This is a genomic window from Streptomyces sp. NEAU-YJ-81, assembly GCF_017592595.1.
In the GTDB taxonomy this organism is placed as follows: Bacteria; Actinomycetota; Actinomycetes; order Streptomycetales; family Streptomycetaceae; genus Streptomyces; species Streptomyces hygroscopicus_B.
On record NZ_JAGFNO010000044.1, the window covers coordinates 13,316 to 33,179 of the forward strand.

Annotated in this window: 20 protein-coding genes and 1 pseudogene; 11 read left to right on the forward strand and 10 right to left on the reverse strand. The window is 68.8% G+C overall.

The annotated features are described in order from the left end of the window. Nucleotides 1–4: 4 nt before the first annotated feature. A complete protein-coding gene (locus tag J5X86_RS45355; RefSeq protein WP_308124929.1) occupies nucleotides 5–1,408 on the reverse strand; it encodes an MFS transporter in 1,404 nt (467 codons plus the stop codon). A 138-nt stretch (nucleotides 1,409–1,546) separates the two neighbouring features. On the opposite strand from J5X86_RS45355, the gene J5X86_RS45360 reads away from it, so the two are divergent. Next, entirely contained in the window at nucleotides 1,547–2,425 is an 879-nt protein-coding gene (locus tag J5X86_RS45360; protein ID WP_208522475.1) for a LysR family transcriptional regulator, read from the forward strand. Between the two features lie 264 nt (nucleotides 2,426–2,689). Here the strand turns inward: J5X86_RS45360 and J5X86_RS51495 are convergent, their stop codons facing one another. The 3 genes from J5X86_RS51495 to J5X86_RS45375 all read right to left on the reverse strand — a co-directional run bounded on the left by J5X86_RS51495 (nucleotide 2,690) and on the right by J5X86_RS45375 (nucleotide 5,700). Then, complete coding sequence (locus J5X86_RS51495; RefSeq protein ID WP_308124930.1) at nucleotides 2,690–3,103, reverse strand: STAS domain-containing protein; 414 nt, start codon at nucleotides 3,101–3,103, stop codon at nucleotides 2,690–2,692. Nucleotides 3,104–3,506: 403 nt separating this feature from the next. Beyond that, entirely contained in the window at nucleotides 3,507–4,439 is a 933-nt protein-coding gene (locus tag J5X86_RS45370) for an alpha/beta fold hydrolase (RefSeq protein WP_208522477.1), read from the reverse strand. After that, the gene (locus J5X86_RS45375) at nucleotides 4,432–5,700 is read right to left on the reverse strand and encodes an MFS transporter (protein ID WP_208522478.1); all 1,269 of its coding nucleotides are present in this window, start codon (nucleotides 5,698–5,700) and stop codon (nucleotides 4,432–4,434) included. Before J5X86_RS45375 ends, J5X86_RS45370 begins: the two co-directional genes overlap by 8 nt. Nucleotides 5,701–5,788: 88 nt before the next feature. On the opposite strand from J5X86_RS45375, the gene J5X86_RS45380 reads away from it, so the two are divergent. The 4 genes and pseudogenes from J5X86_RS45380 to J5X86_RS51500 all read left to right on the forward strand — a co-directional run bounded on the left by J5X86_RS45380 (nucleotide 5,789) and on the right by J5X86_RS51500 (nucleotide 8,993). Next, entirely contained in the window at nucleotides 5,789–6,379 is a 591-nt protein-coding gene (locus tag J5X86_RS45380; protein ID WP_208522479.1) for a TetR/AcrR family transcriptional regulator, read from the forward strand. A gap of 252 nt (nucleotides 6,380–6,631) precedes the next feature. Further along, nucleotides 6,632–7,311, forward strand: a pseudogene (locus tag J5X86_RS45385) (ISAs1 family transposase); the annotation flags it as partial. Nucleotides 7,312–7,457: 146 nt separating this feature from the next. Continuing rightward, nucleotides 7,458–7,634 carry a hypothetical protein gene (locus J5X86_RS45390; protein WP_208522480.1) on the forward strand — a complete coding sequence of 59 codons (177 nt, stop codon included), beginning with the start codon at nucleotides 7,458–7,460 and terminating at the stop codon, nucleotides 7,632–7,634. Between the two features lie 291 nt (nucleotides 7,635–7,925). After that, the gene (locus J5X86_RS51500; RefSeq protein WP_308124931.1) at nucleotides 7,926–8,993 is read left to right on the forward strand and encodes a tyrosine-type recombinase/integrase; all 1,068 of its coding nucleotides are present in this window, start codon (nucleotides 7,926–7,928) and stop codon (nucleotides 8,991–8,993) included. Nucleotides 8,994–9,100: 107 nt separating this feature from the next. Here J5X86_RS51500 and J5X86_RS45405 read toward each other — a convergent pair whose 3' ends face one another. Together J5X86_RS45405 and J5X86_RS45410 are read right to left on the reverse strand one after the other, a co-directional pair. After that, nucleotides 9,101–10,090 carry an aldo/keto reductase gene (locus J5X86_RS45405; RefSeq protein WP_208522481.1) on the reverse strand — a complete coding sequence of 330 codons (990 nt, stop codon included), beginning with the start codon at nucleotides 10,088–10,090 and terminating at the stop codon, nucleotides 9,101–9,103. A gap of 51 nt (nucleotides 10,091–10,141) precedes the next feature. Further along, nucleotides 10,142–10,729, reverse strand: coding sequence for a flavodoxin family protein (locus J5X86_RS45410; RefSeq protein ID WP_208522482.1), 588 nt, complete (start codon nucleotides 10,727–10,729; stop codon nucleotides 10,142–10,144). A gap of 240 nt (nucleotides 10,730–10,969) precedes the next feature. Between J5X86_RS45410 and J5X86_RS45415 the strand changes: the two genes are divergently transcribed. Beyond that, nucleotides 10,970–11,698 (forward strand): TetR/AcrR family transcriptional regulator, encoded by a 729-nt coding sequence (locus J5X86_RS45415; RefSeq protein ID WP_208522483.1) that lies wholly within the window; start codon nucleotides 10,970–10,972, stop codon nucleotides 11,696–11,698. Nucleotides 11,699–11,800: 102 nt separating this feature from the next. Here J5X86_RS45415 and J5X86_RS45420 read toward each other — a convergent pair whose 3' ends face one another. After that, a complete protein-coding gene (locus tag J5X86_RS45420) occupies nucleotides 11,801–12,358 on the reverse strand; it encodes a TetR/AcrR family transcriptional regulator (protein WP_208522484.1) in 558 nt (185 codons plus the stop codon). A 92-nt stretch (nucleotides 12,359–12,450) separates the two neighbouring features. Here J5X86_RS45420 and J5X86_RS45425 point away from each other — a divergent pair, with 92 nt between their 5' ends. Then, entirely contained in the window at nucleotides 12,451–13,500 is a 1,050-nt protein-coding gene (locus J5X86_RS45425; RefSeq protein WP_208522485.1) for a zinc-binding dehydrogenase, read from the forward strand. A gap of 15 nt (nucleotides 13,501–13,515) precedes the next feature. Here the strand turns inward: J5X86_RS45425 and J5X86_RS51505 are convergent, their stop codons facing one another. Next, the gene (locus J5X86_RS51505; RefSeq protein WP_243983131.1) at nucleotides 13,516–13,944 is read right to left on the reverse strand and encodes a hypothetical protein; all 429 of its coding nucleotides are present in this window, start codon (nucleotides 13,942–13,944) and stop codon (nucleotides 13,516–13,518) included. 537 nt (nucleotides 13,945–14,481) lie between these two features. Here J5X86_RS51505 and J5X86_RS45435 point away from each other — a divergent pair. Further along, on the forward strand, nucleotides 14,482–14,649 hold the full coding sequence (locus tag J5X86_RS45435; RefSeq protein ID WP_208522510.1) for a hypothetical protein: 168 nt from the start codon (nucleotides 14,482–14,484) through the stop codon (nucleotides 14,647–14,649). 129 nt (nucleotides 14,650–14,778) lie between these two features. Here J5X86_RS45435 and J5X86_RS45440 read toward each other — a convergent pair whose 3' ends face one another. Continuing rightward, on the reverse strand, nucleotides 14,779–15,276 hold the full coding sequence (locus tag J5X86_RS45440; protein WP_208522486.1) for a GbsR/MarR family transcriptional regulator: 498 nt from the start codon (nucleotides 15,274–15,276) through the stop codon (nucleotides 14,779–14,781). A gap of 132 nt (nucleotides 15,277–15,408) precedes the next feature. Here J5X86_RS45440 and J5X86_RS45445 point away from each other — a divergent pair, with 132 nt between their 5' ends. The 3 genes from J5X86_RS45445 to J5X86_RS45455 all read left to right on the forward strand — a co-directional run bounded on the left by J5X86_RS45445 (nucleotide 15,409) and on the right by J5X86_RS45455 (nucleotide 19,649). Then, nucleotides 15,409–16,971 carry a GMC family oxidoreductase gene (locus J5X86_RS45445; RefSeq protein ID WP_208522487.1) on the forward strand — a complete coding sequence of 521 codons (1,563 nt, stop codon included), beginning with the start codon at nucleotides 15,409–15,411 and terminating at the stop codon, nucleotides 16,969–16,971. Nucleotides 16,972–17,055: 84 nt separating this feature from the next. Then, nucleotides 17,056–18,495, forward strand: a complete 1,440-nt coding sequence (locus tag J5X86_RS45450; RefSeq protein WP_208522488.1) for an aldehyde dehydrogenase — start codon at nucleotides 17,056–17,058, stop codon at nucleotides 18,493–18,495. Next, nucleotides 18,492–19,649, forward strand: a complete 1,158-nt coding sequence (locus tag J5X86_RS45455; protein WP_208522489.1) for a M20 family metallopeptidase — start codon at nucleotides 18,492–18,494, stop codon at nucleotides 19,647–19,649. Before J5X86_RS45450 ends, J5X86_RS45455 begins: the two co-directional genes overlap by 4 nt. 11 nt (nucleotides 19,650–19,660) lie before the next feature. Here the strand turns inward: J5X86_RS45455 and J5X86_RS52260 are convergent, their stop codons facing one another. Next, nucleotides 19,661–19,861 carry a hypothetical protein gene (locus J5X86_RS52260; RefSeq protein WP_279595776.1) on the reverse strand — a complete coding sequence of 67 codons (201 nt, stop codon included), beginning with the start codon at nucleotides 19,859–19,861 and terminating at the stop codon, nucleotides 19,661–19,663. Nucleotides 19,862–19,864: the final 3 nt, after the last annotated feature.

Sequence of the window (19,864 nt, forward strand, 5' to 3'; positions counted from 1 at the left end):
GGGGTTACTGCGCCTGGTGGCGGGGTTGTGGGGCGGCGGCCGGGTCAGGCGCCGGCTGTGTCCGTGGCCGGGCCGCGCTCGCCTTGGCCAGGCTGAGCCGCCGGGTCTCCGGGGCCATACGCCAGGAGACGGCGAACCCTAGTGCGCCGATGCCGGCAGCGATGTAGAGGGCGGTGCTGGTGCCCCAGTGATCGGTGGTGACGGGCAGCAGGAAGGTGCCCGCGGCGGAGCCGAGCCGGCTCAGGGCCGTGGCGATGCCCATGCCGGTGCCCCGCAGGTCGGTGGGGAACAGCTCGTTCGGGTAGACGAACTGCAGCCCTGAGCCGGCGGCCTCGGCCAGGTTGAAGACGACGAACAGTGTGACCACCAGCCCGCTCGCCGCCCACGGGTTGAGGCCGAGCACCAGCAGCGCCCCGGTGAAGACGGCGGTAGAGATGAGCAGCAGCGTCCTTCGGCCGAGCGAGTTGATGACGAGCATGCCCAGGACGGTGCCCACGATGGCGAAGGACTGCACCAGCACGCTGGCGGCCAGCGCGTGGCCCACGTTCAGGGACTCCAGCAGTTGCGGCTGGAAGGTTTTCACGGCGAAGGACGGCGCCACCTGGCAGGCCCAGAAGATCGAGCAGAACGCCAGTACGGGCCCGTACCCGCGGCGGAACAGCTCGACGACGCTGCCCAGCGCCACTCCCTTGCGCGCCGGGCCGGCGGCGCGCGCCTCAGCGACCAGCGCGTCGAAGTCGGCCTGCGGGCCCAGATGTTTCGCCACCACCGCCCGCGCCTCCTCCGTCCTGCCCACGCTCAGCAGCCAGCGCGGGGACTCCGGGGTGCCCAGCCGCAGCAGCAGGAAAACGAGCGAGGGCACAGCCGCGCTGGCCAGCATCCAGCGCCAGGCTCCGTCGCTGAGGTCCGAGAGCACGTAGCCGACGACGTAGCTGAGCGTGTAGCCCACCCACAGCACCACTACCAGCGAGGTCAGCACCGGTCCGCGCAGTCGCCGGGGCAGGAACTCCGTGGCGAGCGCCGTGGCGATGGGGTAGTCGGCGCCGAGCGCCACGCCCATGACGAAGCGCACGGCGAACAGGGTCACGACGTCCACCGCGAAGAACTGCAGCACCGAGCAGACCAGGAACACCGCGAGGTTCAGCGTGTACATCCCGCTGCGCCCCAGCCGGTCCGTGAGCGGGCCGAAGACCAGGCCGCCGATGAACATGCCCATGAGCGCCGCCGCGCCGACGAGCCCCGAGCCGAGCGAGCCGAAACCCAGGTCGGTGGCTGCCGTGGGCAGCGCGAACGCGACGATGCCGAGCAAGTAGCCGTCACAGAACGGTCCTCCGGCGGCGACGAACGCCAGCTTCCGGTGGAATCGGGAGGTCGGGAGTTCGTCCAGGGGGATTTTGTGCGTGTCCACAGCCTCATCTCCCACGAGGATTGAGCGGTTGGGTGTGAGGTACGTCGCCGGCGGGTGGACACAGCGTAGGACCGACTTAATATGCCGGTCACGTTCAAGTTTTCGAGACCGAATATCGATGGAGTCGATTTGTTCGTCGTGGAGGAGACAGAGACGTTCCTGGCGATCGCCCGCTCGGGGAGCCTCGCCCAGGCCGCGCGCATCGTGCACATCTCCCAGTCGACGGTCAGCTACCGGCTCGAGCGGCTGGAGAAGCGCCTGGGCCGGCGCCTCGTCCACCGGGCACGAGGCGCGAAGAGCATCGAGCTGACCGCGGCGGGACAGCGCTACCGCGAGCTCGCCGAGCAGTGGGAGCTCCTCGTCAGCAAGGCCGCCCGAATCCGCGAGGTGCCGCATGCGTCCCTGGCCATGGGCGGTACCGACGCCATCAGCATCTACCTGTTCGACACGCTCGTCGGCGAGCTGAGTGCCCGCCTCCCGCAGGTACGCCTCACACTTGAGACGGGCCGCAGCGGCGCCCTGTGTGACCGGGTCGTCGCCGGACACCTCGACGTCGCCTTCGTCTTCTACAAGCCCGTGCACACCGACCTGCGAGTGCGCACCTTGGCGCACTATCCGATGGTCGCGGCCGTCAACGACCCGGAAGAGCGCGCGGCAGCCGAGCACGACGCGGAACCGCTGCCGCTCACCGCGCTGTCCGGCCTCAACGAGGTCTACCTACCATGGGGCCCCGACTACGACCTGTGGCGCGAGCGGAACCTCCTGCGTGAACCCGCCCACAGTGTGACCATGGTGCACGCCCTGCCACCGGTGCTGCACATACCGGGCTCATGGACCGTCGTCCCGGCATTCATGGCCGACGACCTTTACGCGCGCACAGGATGCCGGATCGTGCCGCTGCGGGACGGCCCGCCGGACCGGACGGTCTACTGGGCGGAGCGCAAGCGCCGACGGGCCGGCAACGCATCAGCCCTTCAGGAGCTACTCGCCATATCGTTTCCAGGGCTTCGAAGCTGAGAAGACGCATCGTCCTGCAGCAGTGCGGGTGCCGATAAGTCATCCGCGCAGCTCAGGCGGCGTGCTGGTACTGGTGGAGGGCTCCACCGAGTCGGTCTCGTCGGCTGACTTCCAGGTGGGTGAGCTGGGCTTGTTGCGTGATGGGGGCGGATAGTGGGCGGCATGGAGCGGCTTGTGATGCCGCTGTTGCTGTAGCTGACCTGCGCAAACGAGCTCTCGGCGTCTTTCAGGGTGCTGCCGCGTGCCGATGCTCCAGGGGCAGCTCTATGACGGGCCGTGCCTCTCTTCGATGGTGAACGAACCACGGGTGCCGGACAGCCGCAGGACGCGGGCGAGGAAATGCGGGACGGCGCATAGCAGCAGCTCGACGTCACCAGCTCGGGCGGTGCGGGCGGCGGCCAGCAGTGCGCTCAGCCCCGTGCAGTCGCAGAACGTCAGCCCGCCGAGGTCGACGACCACCACCTGGTTCTCCCCGACGGCGTTCTGGAGTGCCTGACGCACGTCGTCGGCGGTCACAAGGTCAAGCTCCCCCGACACCGCGACCCGGCAGCTGTCGGGTCCGGTGACTTTCCTGTCCACCCTGATCGTCTCGTGCACCGGCCTGCCCCCTCGGCGCGAGGCAGTCTGAAGGGCCTGCGTCCAGGAAACCCCCAGAGCAGCGGCCCTGTCCACCTCCACCGGGGACGTCAGCGGTCATGCGGGTGCGGGATCGGCCCGGGCGGCAGCCCGGTGGGCCCGGCATTTTTCACGCTCCTGACGGGGCGCGGGCGAACCGGAGCGGCGATGGGGATGGGTGGCGGAACGAACACGGCCACCTTCGCGGATCTTGAAGGGTAGAGAACTCCATGATCCACAGGGGACGTGTTCGCCTGCTTCCAGGGCCCACCACCGACGTCAACCAACAAGCTGGGACGAGCCGGGCAAACACCGGGGCCCTGGGGTTGGAGCGGCCTTGCGCGACGAGTTCGGCGAGGCTTATCACCCGCAGAGCGGACCAGGCGAAGTCGCAGTACTGCGATGCCGGACAGCTGAGTCGGTTGGGGGTGCGGGTGCCGGTCCTGACACTTGCTTCCGCCCGGTCTCAATCGTCTTCGGTGATGAAGTCGGTCAGCGCGGCAGCGACGGCATCGGGCTGTTCATCGGGGATGAAGTGTCCTGCGTCCGGCACGACGATCCCGGTGGCGTGGTCGGCCCACGGCCTGATGGAAGCTGCCATGTCGGGGATGGAGCCGTGGCTGCTGGAGATCCCAAGAACCGGGACCCTCAGGCGCTGTTGTTCCAGCGCTTCGTGGTTCTTCTGCGCCGACTGGGCGGCGTCCCGGTAGTAGGCCAGGGATGCACGGAGACCGCCGCCGGCGGCCACGGACGCGGCGTATTGCTCAATTTCGGCGTCGTCGAAGGTGTCGGAGGAGAGGGTCTTGACCTTCAGGAACCAGCCGACGTACTCCCGTTCGCGGCCGGCGAGCAGTGTCTCGGGCAGGTCGGGCACGAGGTGGAAGGCGAAGTGCCAGGTCTTCCACGCCTGCTCGGGGTCGGTCGGAATGGCGTCAGGGAGTGTGATGCCCGGGATACCGGCGTCGAGCAGTGCCAGGCCACGCAGCTGGCCCTGGTACTTCAAGGCGAGGGAAAAGGCGACCCACGCGCCGATGTCGTGGGCGACCAGCCAGTATGTCGAGACTCCGAGCGCCTTGACCGCGGCGTGGACGTGCGCAGCGACCGTGTGCGTGTCGTAGCTGATGTCCGGGCGTTCGGAGTGGCCCTGGCCCGGCAGGTCGATCGCGATGACTCGGAATCGGTCGGCCAGGTTCGGCATCACCTTGCGCCATGCCCACCAGGTCTGCGGGAACCCGGCGAGCAGCACGACGGCTGGACCGTCCGGCTGACCGCCCTCAACCGCGTGAAGCCGGACGCCGCCCGCGTCGACCCAACGGTGGGTGAAACCGGCCAGGTCGGCCAGCGGCAGGTCGCGGACCGGCTTGCCGGAGTCGCGGGGGGTGCTTGCGGGGTCATTCATGGTTCTCCTCCACTGGTGTGAGGTGTGTTGACGGTCTGCTGAAGGTGTCAGGTGTGCTGGTTGATTCGGTGCCTCGGCCGAGGGCCAGGCCCACGAGCGCGGTGGACACCACGAGAGCGGCGAGCATGGTGCTGGAGACCCGTGTCCCGACGGCCTGATCGGCGAAACCGAGCAGCAGGACCGGGACGACGAGCCCGGAGTAGAGGAACAAGAAGTAGGTTGCTTTGAGCTCGGCCCGATTGCCGGGATCGCACAGTGCGTCGGTAACGCTCAGACCGTGTCGGAACAGCGTTCCGACCGCCGCGCCGGCGAAGACAGTGCCGACGATGAAAAGCGGCGCGGAGTGGGTCCACAGCGCGGCCTCAATGACGATCATCCCCACGGCCAGGAGGGCCGTCCCGATGTCGCGTCGCAAAAGGGCCGCAGGCATGACGATCTGCGCCAGCAGCGCGCTGATGAACAGCGCGCCGATGCCCACGCCGATGACGGCGAAGTTCGACACGCCCAGGTCGTCGCGCAGGAACGCAGGAGCCAGCGAGGAGAAGAACCCGTTGACGCCCGAGGAGGCCGCGACGAGCACGCCGCTGGCGACGAACGACCGCACCCGGCTTGCTCCGTTGGGAAAGACCGGGCGGCGGATACGAGGCTGCCAGCACGCCGTTCGGTCTGCGGTCTCGGGGATGACCAGCCGGGAGACGCCGGCGACGGCGCATGTCGCCAGGTAGCACCAGAACACGGTGTGAGTCGGTGCCGTGACGCATTGGGCCAGGACGCCCGCGGCGACGACGCCGAGACTTAGGCCGCCGATGTTGGCCGCGGTGCTCAGCACGGCTGCCGTCCTGCGCCCGCGCACGAGTTCCGCGATCGCCGACGTTGCCGTCGCGGTGATGAGCCCGGTCGCCACGCCGCTCAGCACACGCGAGATCAGCAGGACCGTGAGGCCGTCTGCCAGCGCAAATCCCAGAGTGCTCAGCGCCGTGAGGGCGAGCGACAGCGCGAGAACGGGACGGCGGCCAATGGCGTCGGACAGGGAACCGGCCACGAGTAGGGTGCCGACGACTCCGACGACGTAGGCGATGAACACGACAACGGTGGTGAGCGGTCCGAAGCCGAATTGCGAGGCCCACAGCACGTACAGCGGGATCGTCAGTGTTCCGCCCGCCATGACAACGGTGCAGACGAACGCGATGGCGCCGACCGCGAGCACGCGGTGCGCGTGTCGCTGCGCTGTGAGGTCTGCGGGGTATCCGGCCATGATCATGCCTTCACCCTAACCCATCTTGAACTGATTAGTTCATGATGAGATGATGGTCTCCGCTAAGAAGGCAGAACAGGAGGGAGGTGCCGGCATGGCAGGCAAGAAGCAGTTCGACATCGCCACGGCGCTCGATGCCGCGATGATCCAGTTCTGGCAGGCCGGCTACGCGGACACGTCGGTGGACGACCTGTCCCGGGCGACCGGACTCAACCGCAGCTCCATCTACTCCTCCCTCGGCGACAAGGACACGCTCTTCATGCGCTGCCTGGAGCGCTACACCACGCGCTACGGAGACAAGTACGACGCCGCGTTGTCCTGCGCCGCCGACCGGCCCCTGGCAGCCGCGCGGGCGTTCTTCGACATCACCCTGGAACGCATCGCGGACCCCGGTCTGCCCGACGGATGCCTGGTGGCCCAAACTGTCATGGCGACCCCAGTGCTGAGCGCGAGCGTCGCGGCGCGTGCACGGGAGGCGATCGGCTTCCAGCACACCCGGCTACGCGCCGCGCTGAAGGCCGGCCGACTGCACGACGAGGCGGCCGAGTCCTTCGCGACCCACCTTGCGGCCGTGAACCAGTCCCTCGCCGTCATGAGCAGAGCCGGAACGAGCACGGAGCAGCTGCGCGCCATCGTCGACGTGACCCTCGACGCACTTGCGCAGACTCTCGACGCGAGCGACTGAGATTTGTCCGGCAAAGCGGACTTCGCCGTCTGCCTGAGCAGAACCCGCCATGCGTCAGGGTGCGCGTCAGGGCCCCGGTGTTTGCCCGGCTCGTCCCAGCTTGTTGGTTGACGTCGGTGGTGGCCCTGGAGGCAGGCGAGCACGGCCCCTGTGGATCATGGAGTTCTCTACCCTTCAAGATCCGCGAAGGTGGCCGTGTTCGTTCCGCCACCCATCCCCCATCGCTGCTCCGGTTCGCCCGCGCCCCGTCAGGAGCGTGAAAAATGCCGGGCCCACCGGGCTGCCGCCCGGGCCGATCCGGTCCATCGCAGGCGCCAGGCGATCGCGGTGGACGGCAAGTGCCTGCGCGGTGCATGCCCTGACGGGGGCCGGGTTTTCCTGCTCTCCGCGGTCCGCTACGGCGACGGCATCACCATGGTCTGGCGTGAGATCGGTGCGAAGACGAATGAGATCCCCGAGTTCGTACCCCTGCTCGACCAGATGAGATCGACGATGCCGACCTCGCCGGGGCGGTCATCACCGCCGATGCTCTGCACGCCCAGCATGCCCACGCCGTCTACCTGCGTGAACGCGGCGCCCACTACCTCTTGACGATCAAGAACAACCAGCGCGGTCAGGCCCGCCAACTCCGCAGGCTGCCCTGGAAGGAGGTCCCCGTGCTCCACCGCGACGACGCCCGCGGCCGCCACGAACAGCGCCTGGTGCAGGTCGTCACCGTCGACGGCCTGCTTTTCCCACACACCCGCCAGGTCCTGCGCATCCAGCGCAGACGCCGCCTGTACGGGGCGAAGAAGTGGTCCAGCCAGACCGTCTACGCCATCACCGACCTGCCCGCCGAACAGGCCGACGCGGCCGGGATCGCCGACTGGGCCCGCGGCCACTGGACCGTGGAGAACCCCGTCCGCTGGGTCCGCGGCGTCGTCTTCGGAGAAAGGAGCGGATCGCGGAACTATCCGCGCAGCTGGAGGAGTTCCACCGCACCGAGGGGATCCGCATCACCCGCAAGACGCTGCTGGAGCTGCCCGAGCCGGCCCCGCCGCCCCTGCAACTGCCTGACTATCCAGCCTACCGGCAGATCATGGCGGTATTCGCCACGGCCGACGCCCCGCTGAGGGCCCGGCAGGTGTGCGAGGCGATGCACCTTACGGTCGCGCCCGACAACATCAACAACACCCGCCTGAAACTCGAGCGGCTCGTCGAACGCGGGATCCTGACCGAGACCGAGCAGGGCTTGTTCACCCAGCCGCGGCCGTAGGCCGCCCGGCGCCGCCGCGACCTGCCCGCTCACCCCGGACGAAGTAGCGAATCGGATATCAAGTCTCATACCGCCCTCTGAGACGCCTCTGGCACGCTCACCGCCACGAGGATGACACATAGTCACAGGCGCCAACTGCTCAGGTTGAGTGAGACAGACCAGCCATCGCCGTCTCACTCAACCGGAACCACCCCAGGTCACGGCTTCACGATGACCCACGTCTACTGAGACAGGTCACGCCGGGGTGAGGTGTACGCATTTACTGCGGCAGAGCCGGAAGGGCGGGACGGTGTGGCGATCGAACTAGTGACCGAACTCGGGAGCGGGGGCGCGCTCCGGCTACCGCGCGCCCGGGTGGTGCCTTTGTCCGCCCCGCCGTCGTCGTACACCGCGGCGGTCGAGTGGTGTCTCACCGGCGCGGGCTTCGCGAAGTCCTCCGCGCGGATCTACCGGATCTCGCTGACGACGTGGGGCTGGATGCTCGCCGGCGAACCGGCGCCCACCGGACCCGCCCGCCGGGGCGCGAAGCCGCCCGTCTTCCCCGTCGCTGCGATCGACGACCCGGCGCTGCCGGAGGTCCTGGCGGAGCTGGCGGCGGCGCGGGCGGACGAGATGGACGCCGACACCGTCAACCGGGAGCTGTCCATCGCGCGCAAGGCGATCGGCTGGCGGCAGCGCCAGGGCTGGATCGGCTCCGATCCGACGATCGGGATCGAGTGGCGGCCAGCCCCGCCGGACTGCACCAAGGCCCTGGCCGAGAACCAGATCGCCGCCCTGTGGCGGCTGGACGTGGCCCTGCGGGAGAAGACGCAGTGGAAGATGCTCTACGAGTCCGCCGCACGGGCCGACGAGGTGCTGTGCCTGAACGTGGAAGACCTGTACCCGGCGGACAAGCGCGGCAGGATCACCGCCAAGGGTGGGGCGACCGAGTGGATTCACTGGCAGTCCGGCACCGCCCAGCTCCTGCCCCGTCTGATCGCCCGCCGTACCCGCGGCCCGCTGTTCCTCACCGACCGCAAGGCGCCGGCCGGAACGCCGACGCTCGACGTGTGCCCGGAGACCGGCCGGGCCCGGCTCTCCTACCGCCGCGACGAGGAGATCTTCGAAGAGAACACCCGGCTGCTGGCCAATCCGCTCGCCTCACCCGAGGACATCGAGGACCTGGACGGCCGGACACTGCACAGGCTCCGCCACAGTGCCCTGACACATGACGCTGAGGGCGGCACATCCACCCCGATGCTGCTGGCCCGCTCCCGCCACGCCTCCGTCCGCTCCCTGGAGCGGTACGCCCGCGCCGGCGTCGACGCGGTCGCCCGGCACGTCGCCGAACGCGGCCCCGCCGCCCGCCGTCGCAGGTGAGTCCGAGCGCATCAGGGATTCAAGATCATCTCGTTGCCCCTTTGGCGCGTATCTCGGTCACACCCTCACTGGAGCCGACCTGAGTGGCATCTGTCCCGGGGTGGATCTCAGATCCAGGTGGGCACGTGCCCCTCGGTGTAGCGGGCGCCGAAGCCGCCCTGAGGCAGGATCTCGTCGATGGCCTTGAGATCGGCGTCGGTAAGGGTGAGGTCGGCGGCGCCGGTGTTTTCCTCGATGCGCTTCGGGCTGCGGGTGCCGGGGATCGGCACGATGTGCTCGCCCCGGGTCAGGAGCCAGGCCAGGGCTAGCTGGGAGACGGTGGCACCCTTGGTCGCCGCGAGCTCGGCGAGCTTGCCCACGGCTTCGACGTTCTTCTCGAAGTTGCCCGGCTGCCAGCGCGGGTCGACGGTGCGTATGTCGGTGGCTTCGTACTGGCCGGCGGGCTTGGCGGTGCCGGTGATGAACCCGCGGCCGAGGGGGGAGTAGGCGACGAAGCCGATGCCGAGTTCGTCCAGGGTGGGGAAGAGCTGCTCGACGTCCCGTTCGAACAGGGAGTACTCGGTCTGCAGGACGGAGACCGGCTGCACGGCGTGCGCCTTGCGGATCGTCTCGGGTCCGGCCTCGCTGAGGCCGAAGTACTTCACCTTGCCCGCGTGGATCAGCTCCTTGACGGTGCCCGCGACCTCCTCGATGGGCACCTCGGGGTCGACGCGGTGCTGGTAGAAGACGTCGATGTGCTCCACGCCGAGGTAGCGCAGGCTGTTGTCGGCGACCTTGCGGATGTTGTCGGGCCGGCTGTTGACAGGGCCGCCGATCTGCTCGGGAGGCACGGACATGTCGACACCGAACTTGGTGGCCAGGACCACGTCGTCGCGGAAGTCCCTGACCGCCCTGCCGACCAGGATCTCGTTGGATCCGGTGCCCCAGCCGTACATCTCGGCGGTGTCGAAGAAGGTGACGCCCAGGTCGTGGGCGCGGCGGAGGGCGGCGACGCCGGCCTCCTCGTCGGTGGGTCCGTAGGCCATCGTCAGGCCCATCGCGCCGTAGCCGATCCCCGAGACCTCAAGGCCCTGGTTTCCGAGTGTCCGGTGCTGCATGACGCACTCCTCTGAAAGAAACTGAAAGGTGTTTTTTGGCGGACCGTTGTGTCAGTGCGTTGCGGCGGTCAGTCCGGCGCGGTGGATGCGGGTGTGCTCGGCGACGCGTCGGCCGAGGTGGCGGGCGGTGTTCAGGTCTGCGTCGTGGACGGCGGGGGTGTCGTTGAAGCTTTGTGCGCCGGCGCCGAGGTAGAAGCCGAGGCGGTTGTCGTCCTGGGGGCTGGATGTGGTGGTGTTCCAGCCCGGCAGGAGGTTCAGGCTCACCCAGAGCATTCCGTGCTGGGCCGCCAGGAGCGCCAGGTACTGCAGGGTGTGCAGCTTGTCGCCGCTCATGGAGCCGGAGTTGGTGAATCCCGCCGCGAGCTTGTCGCTCCAGGCGCGGGTCATCCACCGCTTGCTGCTGGCCTCGGCGAAGGCGTGGAACGCCCCCGACGCGGTGCCCATGTAGGTGGGGGTGCCGAAGATGATGGCGTCCGCGGCGTCCATCAGTTCCCAGTCGGCGTCGCTGAGGGAGGCGACATCCACGCGGTGGACCTGCGTCCCGGCGACGGAGCGCGCGCCGTCGGCCACGGCCGTGGCGATCTGCGCGGTGTGGCCGTAGCCGGAATGCGACGCGATGACGATCGAGATATCGGACATGGGTGTTCCTCTCCTGCCGCGATGGCGGCGTGTTCGGTGGTGGTGCCGGCGGACGACGAGCCGCGCGCTGCGGCGGTCGGCCGCACTGCTCCACGCGTGGGGACCGACGGCCCCGGCCGGGGTGCGGCGCATGCCCGGGTATCGCGGGCAGCGTCGGCCACCATCAGCATGGATCGCCGTTCCGCTTTTGACCGTACCACTGATAGAGCGACGCTACGCAAAATGGGATATCGTTGTTCCATGGACGAGGGACGACGCGCCGCGCGGCGCCAGGTGCTGCAGGTGGCCGCCAAGCTTTTGGAGGAGGGCGGCAGCGAGGCGGTCTCCACACGCGCTGTCGCCGCAGCCGCGGGCATCACGGCCCCCGCGCTCTACCGGATGTTCGACGACAAGGACGGACTCCTGGCCGAGCTGGCCGCCTACGGATTCGAGATGTACCTGGCCGAGAAACGCGAGGCACTGGCGCTGACCCCCGACGACCCGGTGGCCGACCTCTACCGCGGCTGGGACCTGCACGTCGACTTCGGAGTGCAGCACCCCGCGTTCTACATGCTCATGTACGGCACTGTGCGGCCCGGGCGGCGGCCCCCGGCCGCGGACGAGGCGCACGCCCTGCTGGTGAGACTGCTGGGCCGGGCGGCCGACGCCGGGCGCCTTCGGGTTCCGGTGGAGCAGGCGACCCGCGTCATCCACGCGGCGACAACGGGTGCCACGCTGGCGCTGATCGGCGAAGAGTCCTCGGAGCGGGACCTGACCACTTCGGCACGGCTGCGGGACACCGTCATCGCCTCGGTCACCACGGACTCGCCCGCCTCGTCCGGGTCGGACCTGGCCTCGCGCGCACTCGCCCTCGATGCCGCACTTCACACCGCGCTCACCACCGGGCCCCCGGCTGCGGGCGCCGGGGTGCCTCTGCGAGACACGGAGACGGCTCTGCTGCGCGAATGGCTGCAGCAGCTGGCAGGCTGAACCCACCGCCTGCTCCGCAGGCGTTACGATCCTCCGTCTTGCGATCGCAGGCACCGGGCGCCGCCCAGCGTGGCCGAACGGCAGCACCTTGTCGAAAACGCTCTAGTGGCGGGGCGATGTGCTGGCTTGAACCAGGGCTCGTGCCAGGTCGGTGCTCTCCGGAAGGCTGTCGAGCGGGAGGGGTTGCGTGGCGACAGCGCCCTCGTGCAGCACGAGGAGTTGGGTGGCGAGGGTGGCCGGGTGCGAGCAGCCCGCTGTGGTGGCGAGTTCCTTGAACAGGTTCAGCAGCCAGAGCTTCTGGTTCGCGGCGATGCGGTGTGCGGGATGTGAGGGGTCCGGGATTTCGGCGAGTGCGTTGATGAAGGCGCATCCGCGGGTGTTGGTTTCGCTCCAGGTCCGCAGTGCCTCGAAGGGTGCGGTGACGGCCTCGGCGGGAGTGTCGCTGGCGTCGACGGCGGCACGGACGAGTGACCGCCAGCGCTGGTCGCGGCCCGTGAGATAAGTCGCCACGAGGTGGTCTTTCGAACCGAACTGGTTGTACAGGGTCCGCTTGGTTACCCCTGAGCGCTCAGCAATCAGATCCACGCCGACCGCTGTGATTCCGCGGTTGTAGAACAACTCCTCTGCGGCCGCCACGATGCGGCGGCCGGCCGGCGTCATAGGCCGCGCTTCCTGCACTGCGGGCCCCTTCACTGATCGGTGTACGGTGGGAGAGGTTCACAGATCAGTATACCTGCGAGGAGGTTCAAGCGATGAGTGCGTCCCAGTTCATGCGAGCGGTGCGAATCACAGGGCACGGAGGACCGGAGGTTCTTGAGCTGACGGAGGTCGCCGTCCCTGCCCCGCGGGCGGGAGAGGTACTGGTCCAGGTCAGCGCAGTAGCGCTGAACAACACCGACCTGTGGACTCGGGAGGGCGCCTACGGCCGTCCGGGAGACCCGAAGGCGATGTCGGGCTGGCGCGGCCCGATCGACTTCCCGCGCATCCAGGGCGCCGACGTGGCCGGCCGCGTCGTGGCCGTCGGGACCGGAGTGGAGGGGAGCCTCGTCGGACGCCGAGTGGTCGTCGACCCCGCGATCTACGACACCGAAGGGCCGGACGCCCACCCGGTGGGCCTGATGGGGAGTGAACGCGACGGGGGATACGCCGAGTACGTGACGGCGCCGGTGGAGCGTGTACATGACGTGACGGAATCGCCGCTCACGGACGACCAGCTCGCGACGTTGCCGACCGCCTACGGCACGGCGCTGGGCATGATCGAGCGAGGCCGGCTGCAGAAGGGGGAAACCGCCCTGGTCTCGGGAGCGTCCGGCGGCGTCGGCCTCGCGCTGGTGCAGATCGCCCGTGCGCGCGGCGCAAGGGTGCTCGCCATCAGTAGCGGACCCAAGATCGATGCGGTGCGCGAAGCAGGCGCGCACGAAGTCATCGACCGCGCAGGAGACCTCGCCGAGCAGATCCGCACTGCCGCCCCGGAGGGCATCGACGTCGCACTCGACGTCGTGGCCGGCGAACTGGTCAGCGAGGGGCTGCCGCTGCTGCGCGAAGGGGGCCGGTGGGTCATCGCCGGCGCACTCGGTGGCTACGACGTGACCTTTGACGTGCGCCGTCTCTACCTGCACAACGCCCAGGTCATCGGGTCCGCGATGCACACGCCCACACACTTCGACCTCCTCATGGACCTGGCTCGTAGGGCAGAGGTCCAGCCCGTCATCGCGGCGACCTTCCCACTGGACCAGGCCGCTCAGGCCCAGGAAGAACTCTCCCGCAGGGAGCACGTGGGAAAGATCGTCATGCACCCCTGAGTTCCATCCGACGGATCACGGGCAGAGCCATGCTGCCGCGGCGCCTGCGTGGACGGTGCGGCCGTAGCGGTCGCGTGTCATGCCGAGCGCAACCTCGGTCTCGCGGTCGATCACAGCCATCCGCAGCCGGAAGCCGCGTGCACCGTTCGCGAGTTCGGGTGCCTGAAGGGTGTCAATATTCCGATCAGGCTGCTGAGCTGGGTATTTCCTGTGGAAGGTGAAGCGGTCGGGGTGGCGCGGTGTGGTACTTGCTGTGCCGTTTTCGGCGAAGATGGCGTCGAAGGCGGCGGTGAACTTGCTGTCCCGGTCGCGGATGGGGAACCGGAAGCACCCGGCTCTGTCGCCCAGGTCCAAGAGCAGATTGCGGGCGAGTTGGGTGACCCCTGCGCCGGTGGGGCGGGCGGTGACACCCAGGACATGGACGCGCCGGGTGGCGATCTCCATGACGAAGAACGGTAGACCGGAGCGGCGCACAACGCGCCGGACGGTGGCGGCGTCCACCCGATGACCAAGCCGTCGCAGCTCACCTTGGATCCTGATGTATCCCCAGGTGGGATTCTCTCGCGCCAGGCGCTGGATGAGCGCCGCAATCTCTTCCGCCAGCGGTGGCCGGCCGGGGCCGGTGGGGGTCTAGCGCCATTTCCAGCGCACCAGACGGCGGTGCCAGTTCAGCAGCGTGCCCGGGGTGACCAGACGATGACGACGCAAGGCGGATGGCAGGTGCCGCGCGAGAGCGGAGAGCACGGCACGATCGACCCACGAGAGCCGCGTGCCGCAACGCCAAGACCTCCGCATCCTTGGCCGCGGTTGCGCAGCACGGCAGCGGGCACCTTGATCAGGTTCCGGACCAACGCGGTGACGATCGACCGTGGCATCGGGAGATCATCCCAGGCGCCGTGCAGGCCGCTGCCCAGAGCGGAGAAGCTGCAGGCCAGAGACGGAATCGTATTTCCGACCGGGACAGGTGCGTGACTTGCACGGATGACCTTCTCGGCAAGGGCACCGCTGCAGGCCCGCGACGTCTGCGAAACCCTCGACTCCGAACTGCTGCCCAAGAACATCGAAGGTACCCGCGCCAAGCTGAAACGCCTCGTCAAGCTCGGCATACTCACCGAGATCGACACCGGCTATTTCGCCCGGCAGCAATAGCCGACCAGCTCCGTGACCAGCAGCCTTGCCCCAACCTCACTTTGAAACGGACATCAACTCACGAACCCTCTCTGAGGACTGAAACGCCTGTGAGGCTGTCCTGAGGAGGCATCCTCGGTGGATCGGCTGTTATGGCTGTGCCCTACGAGACTCCCGCGTGGCGGTGTACTCCGACAGCAGCGACTCGAGACGGCCCACCATGAAGTGGTAGTACTCCTGCATCTCGCTGAGCCGTTGCTGCTGCACGGGCGTCATCCCAGCGCCTAGCGCCAGGGCGTGTTCGGCAAGCTCGCGCAGTTGCGTAGTCGAAGCGACGATGTGCTGAAGGCAACCGACCCAGGCGTCGTCCCTCCAGCGGTAGACGAAATGCCGCTGTCCTGCTTCCTTGGAGCGCTCCACGGTGCCGTTGGCTATGAGCAGGCGTGTCATCTCCGAGACCGACCCCTTGCTCGCATCGAGGGCGTCCTGGAGTTCGGCAAGGGTCATCGGCCTCTCGCGCAGCATCAACAGGCCGGCTGCCCGGCCGGCCATCGGTGGCCAGCCCATCGCCCGGCCGACGTGCATACCGAACTCTTCGACGAGTGCGTCGTGGGCGTCGGGGTTGATGCCCTCGGCCGCCTGGGGCACGAAGGTCCTCCCAATAGTCAGAAGAAAGTGAACGTTCAGTCTTGACTGAATCGATGAGGGGGCTGGACAGTATCAGGCAAGTTTGCGGGCCATCGAAGCCACGACCGATCACCCTACGGCGGGAGACGAGATATGACGAGCGGCGGCTGGGACGTCATCGTGGTGGGGGCCGGGTCCGCGGGGGCCGCGTTCGCGGTTCGCTCGGCGGAGAAGGGCAAGCGGGTCCTGCTGCTGGAGGCCGGCCCGGACTACCGGTCGGAGCAGATGCACGAGGCATGGCGTTCGCCCAACCCTGTGGTCGCGCTGATGGACCCCACAGCCACCGAGGGGCTGCTCTGGACGGGGCTGACATCTTCGCGCACCGACAGACAGCAGCAGGCGCCGTACTGGCGCGGTCGGGGGGTCGGTGGCAGCTCGTCGATCAACGGACAGATAGCTATCCGGCCGCCGATGGTGGACTTCGAGGACTGGACGGCCCTCGGCTGTTCGGGTTGGTCGCCGGAGGACGTCCTGCCCTACTTCGCAAAGCTGGAGGACGACGCGGAGTTCGGGGACGAGCCGCACCACGGCCGCGGTGGGCCGACGCCGATCCACCGGATGCCGCAGGACCAGTGGGGAGGTGTTGACACCGCGCTGGCCCGCTCCGCTCTCGCCGCCGGGTTCGGCTGGGCCCCGGACGTCAATGCGCCTTCGGCGACTGGCGTTTCGCCATACCCGATCAACTCGCGTGGCGGTCGGCGGGTGACGGTCAACGACGCGTACCTGCAGGCGGCCCGGGAGCTGAGCACGCTCAGCATCCGCGGAGATGTCCTGGTGGATCAGGTGGTCTTCGCCGGGGACCGGGCAGTTGGAGTCCGGCTGCTCGTCGACGGGCAGGTGCTGACCGAGCATGCCGACACGGTGGTCCTCAGTGCCGGTGTGATCCATTCCCCGGCGATCCTCCTGCGCTCGGGCGTCGGCCCCGCGGCACACCTGCGCTTTTTGGGCATCGACGTGCGCCACGACCTTCCGGTGGGGCGCGGCATGCAGGACCACCCGATGGCTCTGGTGTCGATCCCGCTGACGGATGCGGCAGCGGTCAAGACGCCGCACGACCGGCACACCAACGTCTGCGTCCGATGGACCAGCGGCTCCAGCGCACCGCGAAACGACTTGATGTTCGTCTCGCTCAACCAGAACGTGCTGGCCATGGCCAGTGCCTCGACCGGCACCAGTTCGGGAGCCTTCGGGGTCTGGCTGAACCAGAACCACTCCCGCGGTGTGCTGACGCTGGTCTCGGCCGACCCCTCCGACCAGCCGCTGGTGCGGCAGCGGATGCTGTCCGACGAGCGGGACCTCGCCCGCATGCGCCACGGTGTGCGGGCGCTGGTCGACCTGGCGCGCCGGCCCGAGGCCGCGGAGATCACGGCTGGCTCGCTCGAGAAGGAGAACGAGGCTCTGTTCAGTGTGTTGGAGAGCGACAGCGGACTCGACGACTACCTGCTGGCCATGGTGGTGGACGCGCAGCACGGCACCAGCACCTGCCGCATGGGCGCGGCCGGCGCCCCCGGCACGGTCGTGGACAGCGAGTGCCGCGTCCTCGGCGTGGATGGCCTGCACGTGGTCGACGCCTCGGTCTTTCCCTCCGTGCCCCGCGCCAATACCAACCTCGCCACGATCATGGCCGGTGAGCTCATGGCCGACCGGATCGCCTGACACGGCGACGTTTGCCCGACCGATTCCAGCGGGCTGTGCCACTGCCATGCTTCCCGGTCTGTCAGCACGGAGGAGATCGCCCCGATGAAGACCTTGCAAAACCTGATCGGCGGCATCTGGGAGGACTCCCTGGATGATGCGCTGCTTGATGTCGTCAATCCCGCGACCGAGGACGTCGTCGCCCGCGCCCCTGGCGGTTCCCGGGCCGACGTCGACCGCGCGGTGGCCGCGGCGCTGCGGGCACAGCCCGGATGGGCGGCCCTGCCCGTGGCCGATCGCGTCGCGCGTATCTCGGCATGGGCTGTCACCATCGCCGAGCACGCCGAGGAACTCGCCGAACTCGAGTGCCGGGAGATGGGCCAGCCGACCGGGGTCGGCCGCACCTTCATCGACGGTGCGGTGGCCGGCCTCAAGGTGTCGGCGGCCCAGGCGCTGTCCTACGGCTTCGAGGAGACAGTCAGCCACCCGGACGGCAGCGCGACAAGGATCCTACGTCGCCCGCTGGGGGCCACCGCGGTGATCACGCCGTGGAACTTCCCGGTCCCCATGGTCCTCGGCGCACTCGGTCCGCTGCTGGCGGCCGGAAACACCGTCGTCGTCAAGCCCTCGGAACGCTCCCCGCTGTCGACCGTACGGCTCTTCGAGCTGCTGAACCTGCCGTCGGGGGTGGTGAACCTGGTCCTCGGCGACGCGCGTGCTGGAGTACCCCTGGCCGAGCATGAGCAGATCCAGCTGGTGCACTTCACCGGATCTGTCGAGGCGGGCCGCAAGGTCGGCGCGGGTACCGGCCGGCTGCTGCACCGCGCGGTGCTCGAACTCGGCGGAAAGGACCCCGTCGTCATCGACTCGGGAGTCGACCCCGCCACGACGGCGGCGGCCGTCGCGATGGGCGCCTTCCTCAACACCGGCCAGATCTGCACGTCCATGGAACGCATCTACGTGCATCAGGACATCGCCGACGAGTTCACTGACGCCTTGGTGCAGGCGGCCCAGACGTACACCATGGGCGACGGTCACGACGAGGGAGTCATGATGGGCCCACTGGTCGACGAGCGTCAGCGAGACATCGTTCGGAGGCACGTCGCGGACGCGGTCGCGCGGGGTGCGACGATCCGCGCGGGAGGAGTCGAGCCGGACGGCAAGGGTTTCTTCTACCCGGCCACGGTCCTGGCCGACGTCGACGAGTCGATGCTGGTCATGAACGAGGAGACCTTCGGCCCGCTCGCCCCCGTTGTGGTCGTCTCCTCCTTCGAGGAGGGCCTCGAGCACGCCTCCCGGTCTCGCTTCGGCCTCGCCGCGACGGTCTACACCAACGACCCCGACCACATAGCCGCAGCCGCTCAGATCCCCGCAGGCGTCGTCTGGGTCAACCAGTGGCAGGGCGGTGGTCCCGAACGCCTCTACGAACCGGCCGGCGACAGCGGCATGGGCGCCACGGGGGCAACCGCGGCCTATGACGCCGCCACCCGCCCGGCCTCCGTGCACATCGCCGCGTGGCCCGCGTCGGGAGGACCCCACCGATGAATCCCAAAAGCATCATCGAGCGGCGGATCCGGACGGCCGAACGTGGCCTGGTGGATCTGTCCCACCGGATCCACGCCCACCCGGAACTGGCCTTCCAGGAGGTCCGTGCCAGTGACTGGGTCGCCCAGCACCTGAGCGAAGCCGGATTCGAGGTCGAACACGGCTGCTACGGCCTGCCCACCGCGGTCCGCGCCACCGTGGGCTCCGGACCGCTGCACATCGCCGTCTGCGCGGAGTACGACGCGCTGCCGGAGATCGGCCATGCCTGCGGACACAACGTGATCGCCGCCGCCGCGGTGGGTACGGGCCTCGGGTTGGCCGGCCTTGCCGACGACCTCGGAATGAAGGTCACCGTGCTGGGAACTCCGGCCGAGGAAGGCGGCGGCGGCAAGGTTCTGATGCTCGAAGCCGGAGCCTTCGATGGGCTGGACGCCGCCATGATGGTGCATCCCGCGGCCGTCGAGATGGAAGCCATGCCCGGCTCGGCCGTCTCCATGTTCGACGTGTCCTACCGCGGCACACCGGCACACGCCGGCGCCTACCCCGAACGCGGTGTCAACGCCGCCGACGCCATGACCGTCGCCCAGGTGGCCATCGGACTGATGCGCCAGCAGACGACAAGCACGGACCGCATCCAGGGCATCGTCACTGAAGCCGGCAGCGCAGCGAACATCATCCCGGGCGCCAGCCGAGGCCGATGGATCGTCCGCTCGGACACCGTGGAGGCCCTCCCGCCTCTCGCAGCACGGGTACAGCGCTGCTTCGAAGCCGGGGCACTCGCCACCGGATGCGAGCTGTCGATCGCCCCGCTCGGCCCCGACTACGCCGATATGCGCCCCGACGCCCGGCTCCTGGCGCTGTACCGGGCCAACGCCGAGGCCGTCGGCCGAACCTTCCCGGACCTGCCCGGCGGCGCGGCCGTTGGAGCCGCTACTGACATGGGCAACGTGTCCCACGTCGTGCCCACCATCCATCCCATGCTCGGACTGGACTGCGCACCTGCGGTCAACCACCAGCCCGAGTTCACCGCCGCGTGCGTCACACCGGCCGCCGACCGCGCCGTCCTCGACGGCGCCATCGCGATGGCCTGGACCGCCGCCGACCTCGCCGCGCCCCCAGGGGATCGGATCGTGACGAGCGACCGGAAGCCATAACCGCAGCACGCTCAAGGGGGCGAACCGGGAAGGCCGTCGTTTCTCCTGGGTACGGCCCGGAGATGGGCCGTAGCGAATTCCGCTCCAGTGGCGACGAAGCCGTTGAGACCGTCGCTGCGACGGCCACCACAGGCGTCCGGGTCGGTCTGCGGCACCAGCCGCTCGGCGATGCGCCGGCGCACCGGCGCCGGATCCCACGTGGACTGGTTCACGGA

What these genes read in the sequence shown, in the direction of transcription:
- J5X86_RS45370 (WP_208522477.1), bottom strand. Translation starts at nt 4,439, where the DNA reads ATGAATGACCCCGCAAGCACCCCCCGCGACTCCGGCAAGCCGGTCCGC.
- J5X86_RS45375 (WP_208522478.1), bottom strand. Translation starts at nt 5,700, where the DNA reads ATGATCATGGCCGGATACCCCGCAGACCTCACAGCGCAGCGACACGCG.
- J5X86_RS45380 (WP_208522479.1), top strand. Translation starts at nt 5,789, where the DNA reads ATGGCAGGCAAGAAGCAGTTCGACATCGCCACGGCGCTCGATGCCGCG.
- J5X86_RS45390 (WP_208522480.1), top strand. Translation starts at nt 7,458, where the DNA reads ATGGCGGTATTCGCCACGGCCGACGCCCCGCTGAGGGCCCGGCAGGTG.
- J5X86_RS45405 (WP_208522481.1), bottom strand. Translation starts at nt 10,090, where the DNA reads ATGCAGCACCGGACACTCGGAAACCAGGGCCTTGAGGTCTCGGGGATC.
- J5X86_RS45410 (WP_208522482.1), bottom strand. Translation starts at nt 10,729, where the DNA reads ATGTCCGATATCTCGATCGTCATCGCGTCGCATTCCGGCTACGGCCAC.
- J5X86_RS45415 (WP_208522483.1), top strand. Translation starts at nt 10,970, where the DNA reads ATGGACGAGGGACGACGCGCCGCGCGGCGCCAGGTGCTGCAGGTGGCC.
- J5X86_RS45420 (WP_208522484.1), bottom strand. Translation starts at nt 12,358, where the DNA reads ATGACGCCGGCCGGCCGCCGCATCGTGGCGGCCGCAGAGGAGTTGTTC.
- J5X86_RS45425 (WP_208522485.1), top strand. Translation starts at nt 12,451, where the DNA reads ATGAGTGCGTCCCAGTTCATGCGAGCGGTGCGAATCACAGGGCACGGA.
- J5X86_RS51505 (WP_243983131.1), bottom strand. Translation starts at nt 13,944, where the DNA reads ATGGAGATCGCCACCCGGCGCGTCCATGTCCTGGGTGTCACCGCCCGC.
- J5X86_RS45435 (WP_208522510.1), top strand. Translation starts at nt 14,482, where the DNA reads ATGACCTTCTCGGCAAGGGCACCGCTGCAGGCCCGCGACGTCTGCGAA.
- J5X86_RS45445 (WP_208522487.1), top strand. Translation starts at nt 15,409, where the DNA reads ATGACGAGCGGCGGCTGGGACGTCATCGTGGTGGGGGCCGGGTCCGCG.
- J5X86_RS45450 (WP_208522488.1), top strand. Translation starts at nt 17,056, where the DNA reads ATGAAGACCTTGCAAAACCTGATCGGCGGCATCTGGGAGGACTCCCTG.
- J5X86_RS45455 (WP_208522489.1), top strand. Translation starts at nt 18,492, where the DNA reads ATGAATCCCAAAAGCATCATCGAGCGGCGGATCCGGACGGCCGAACGT.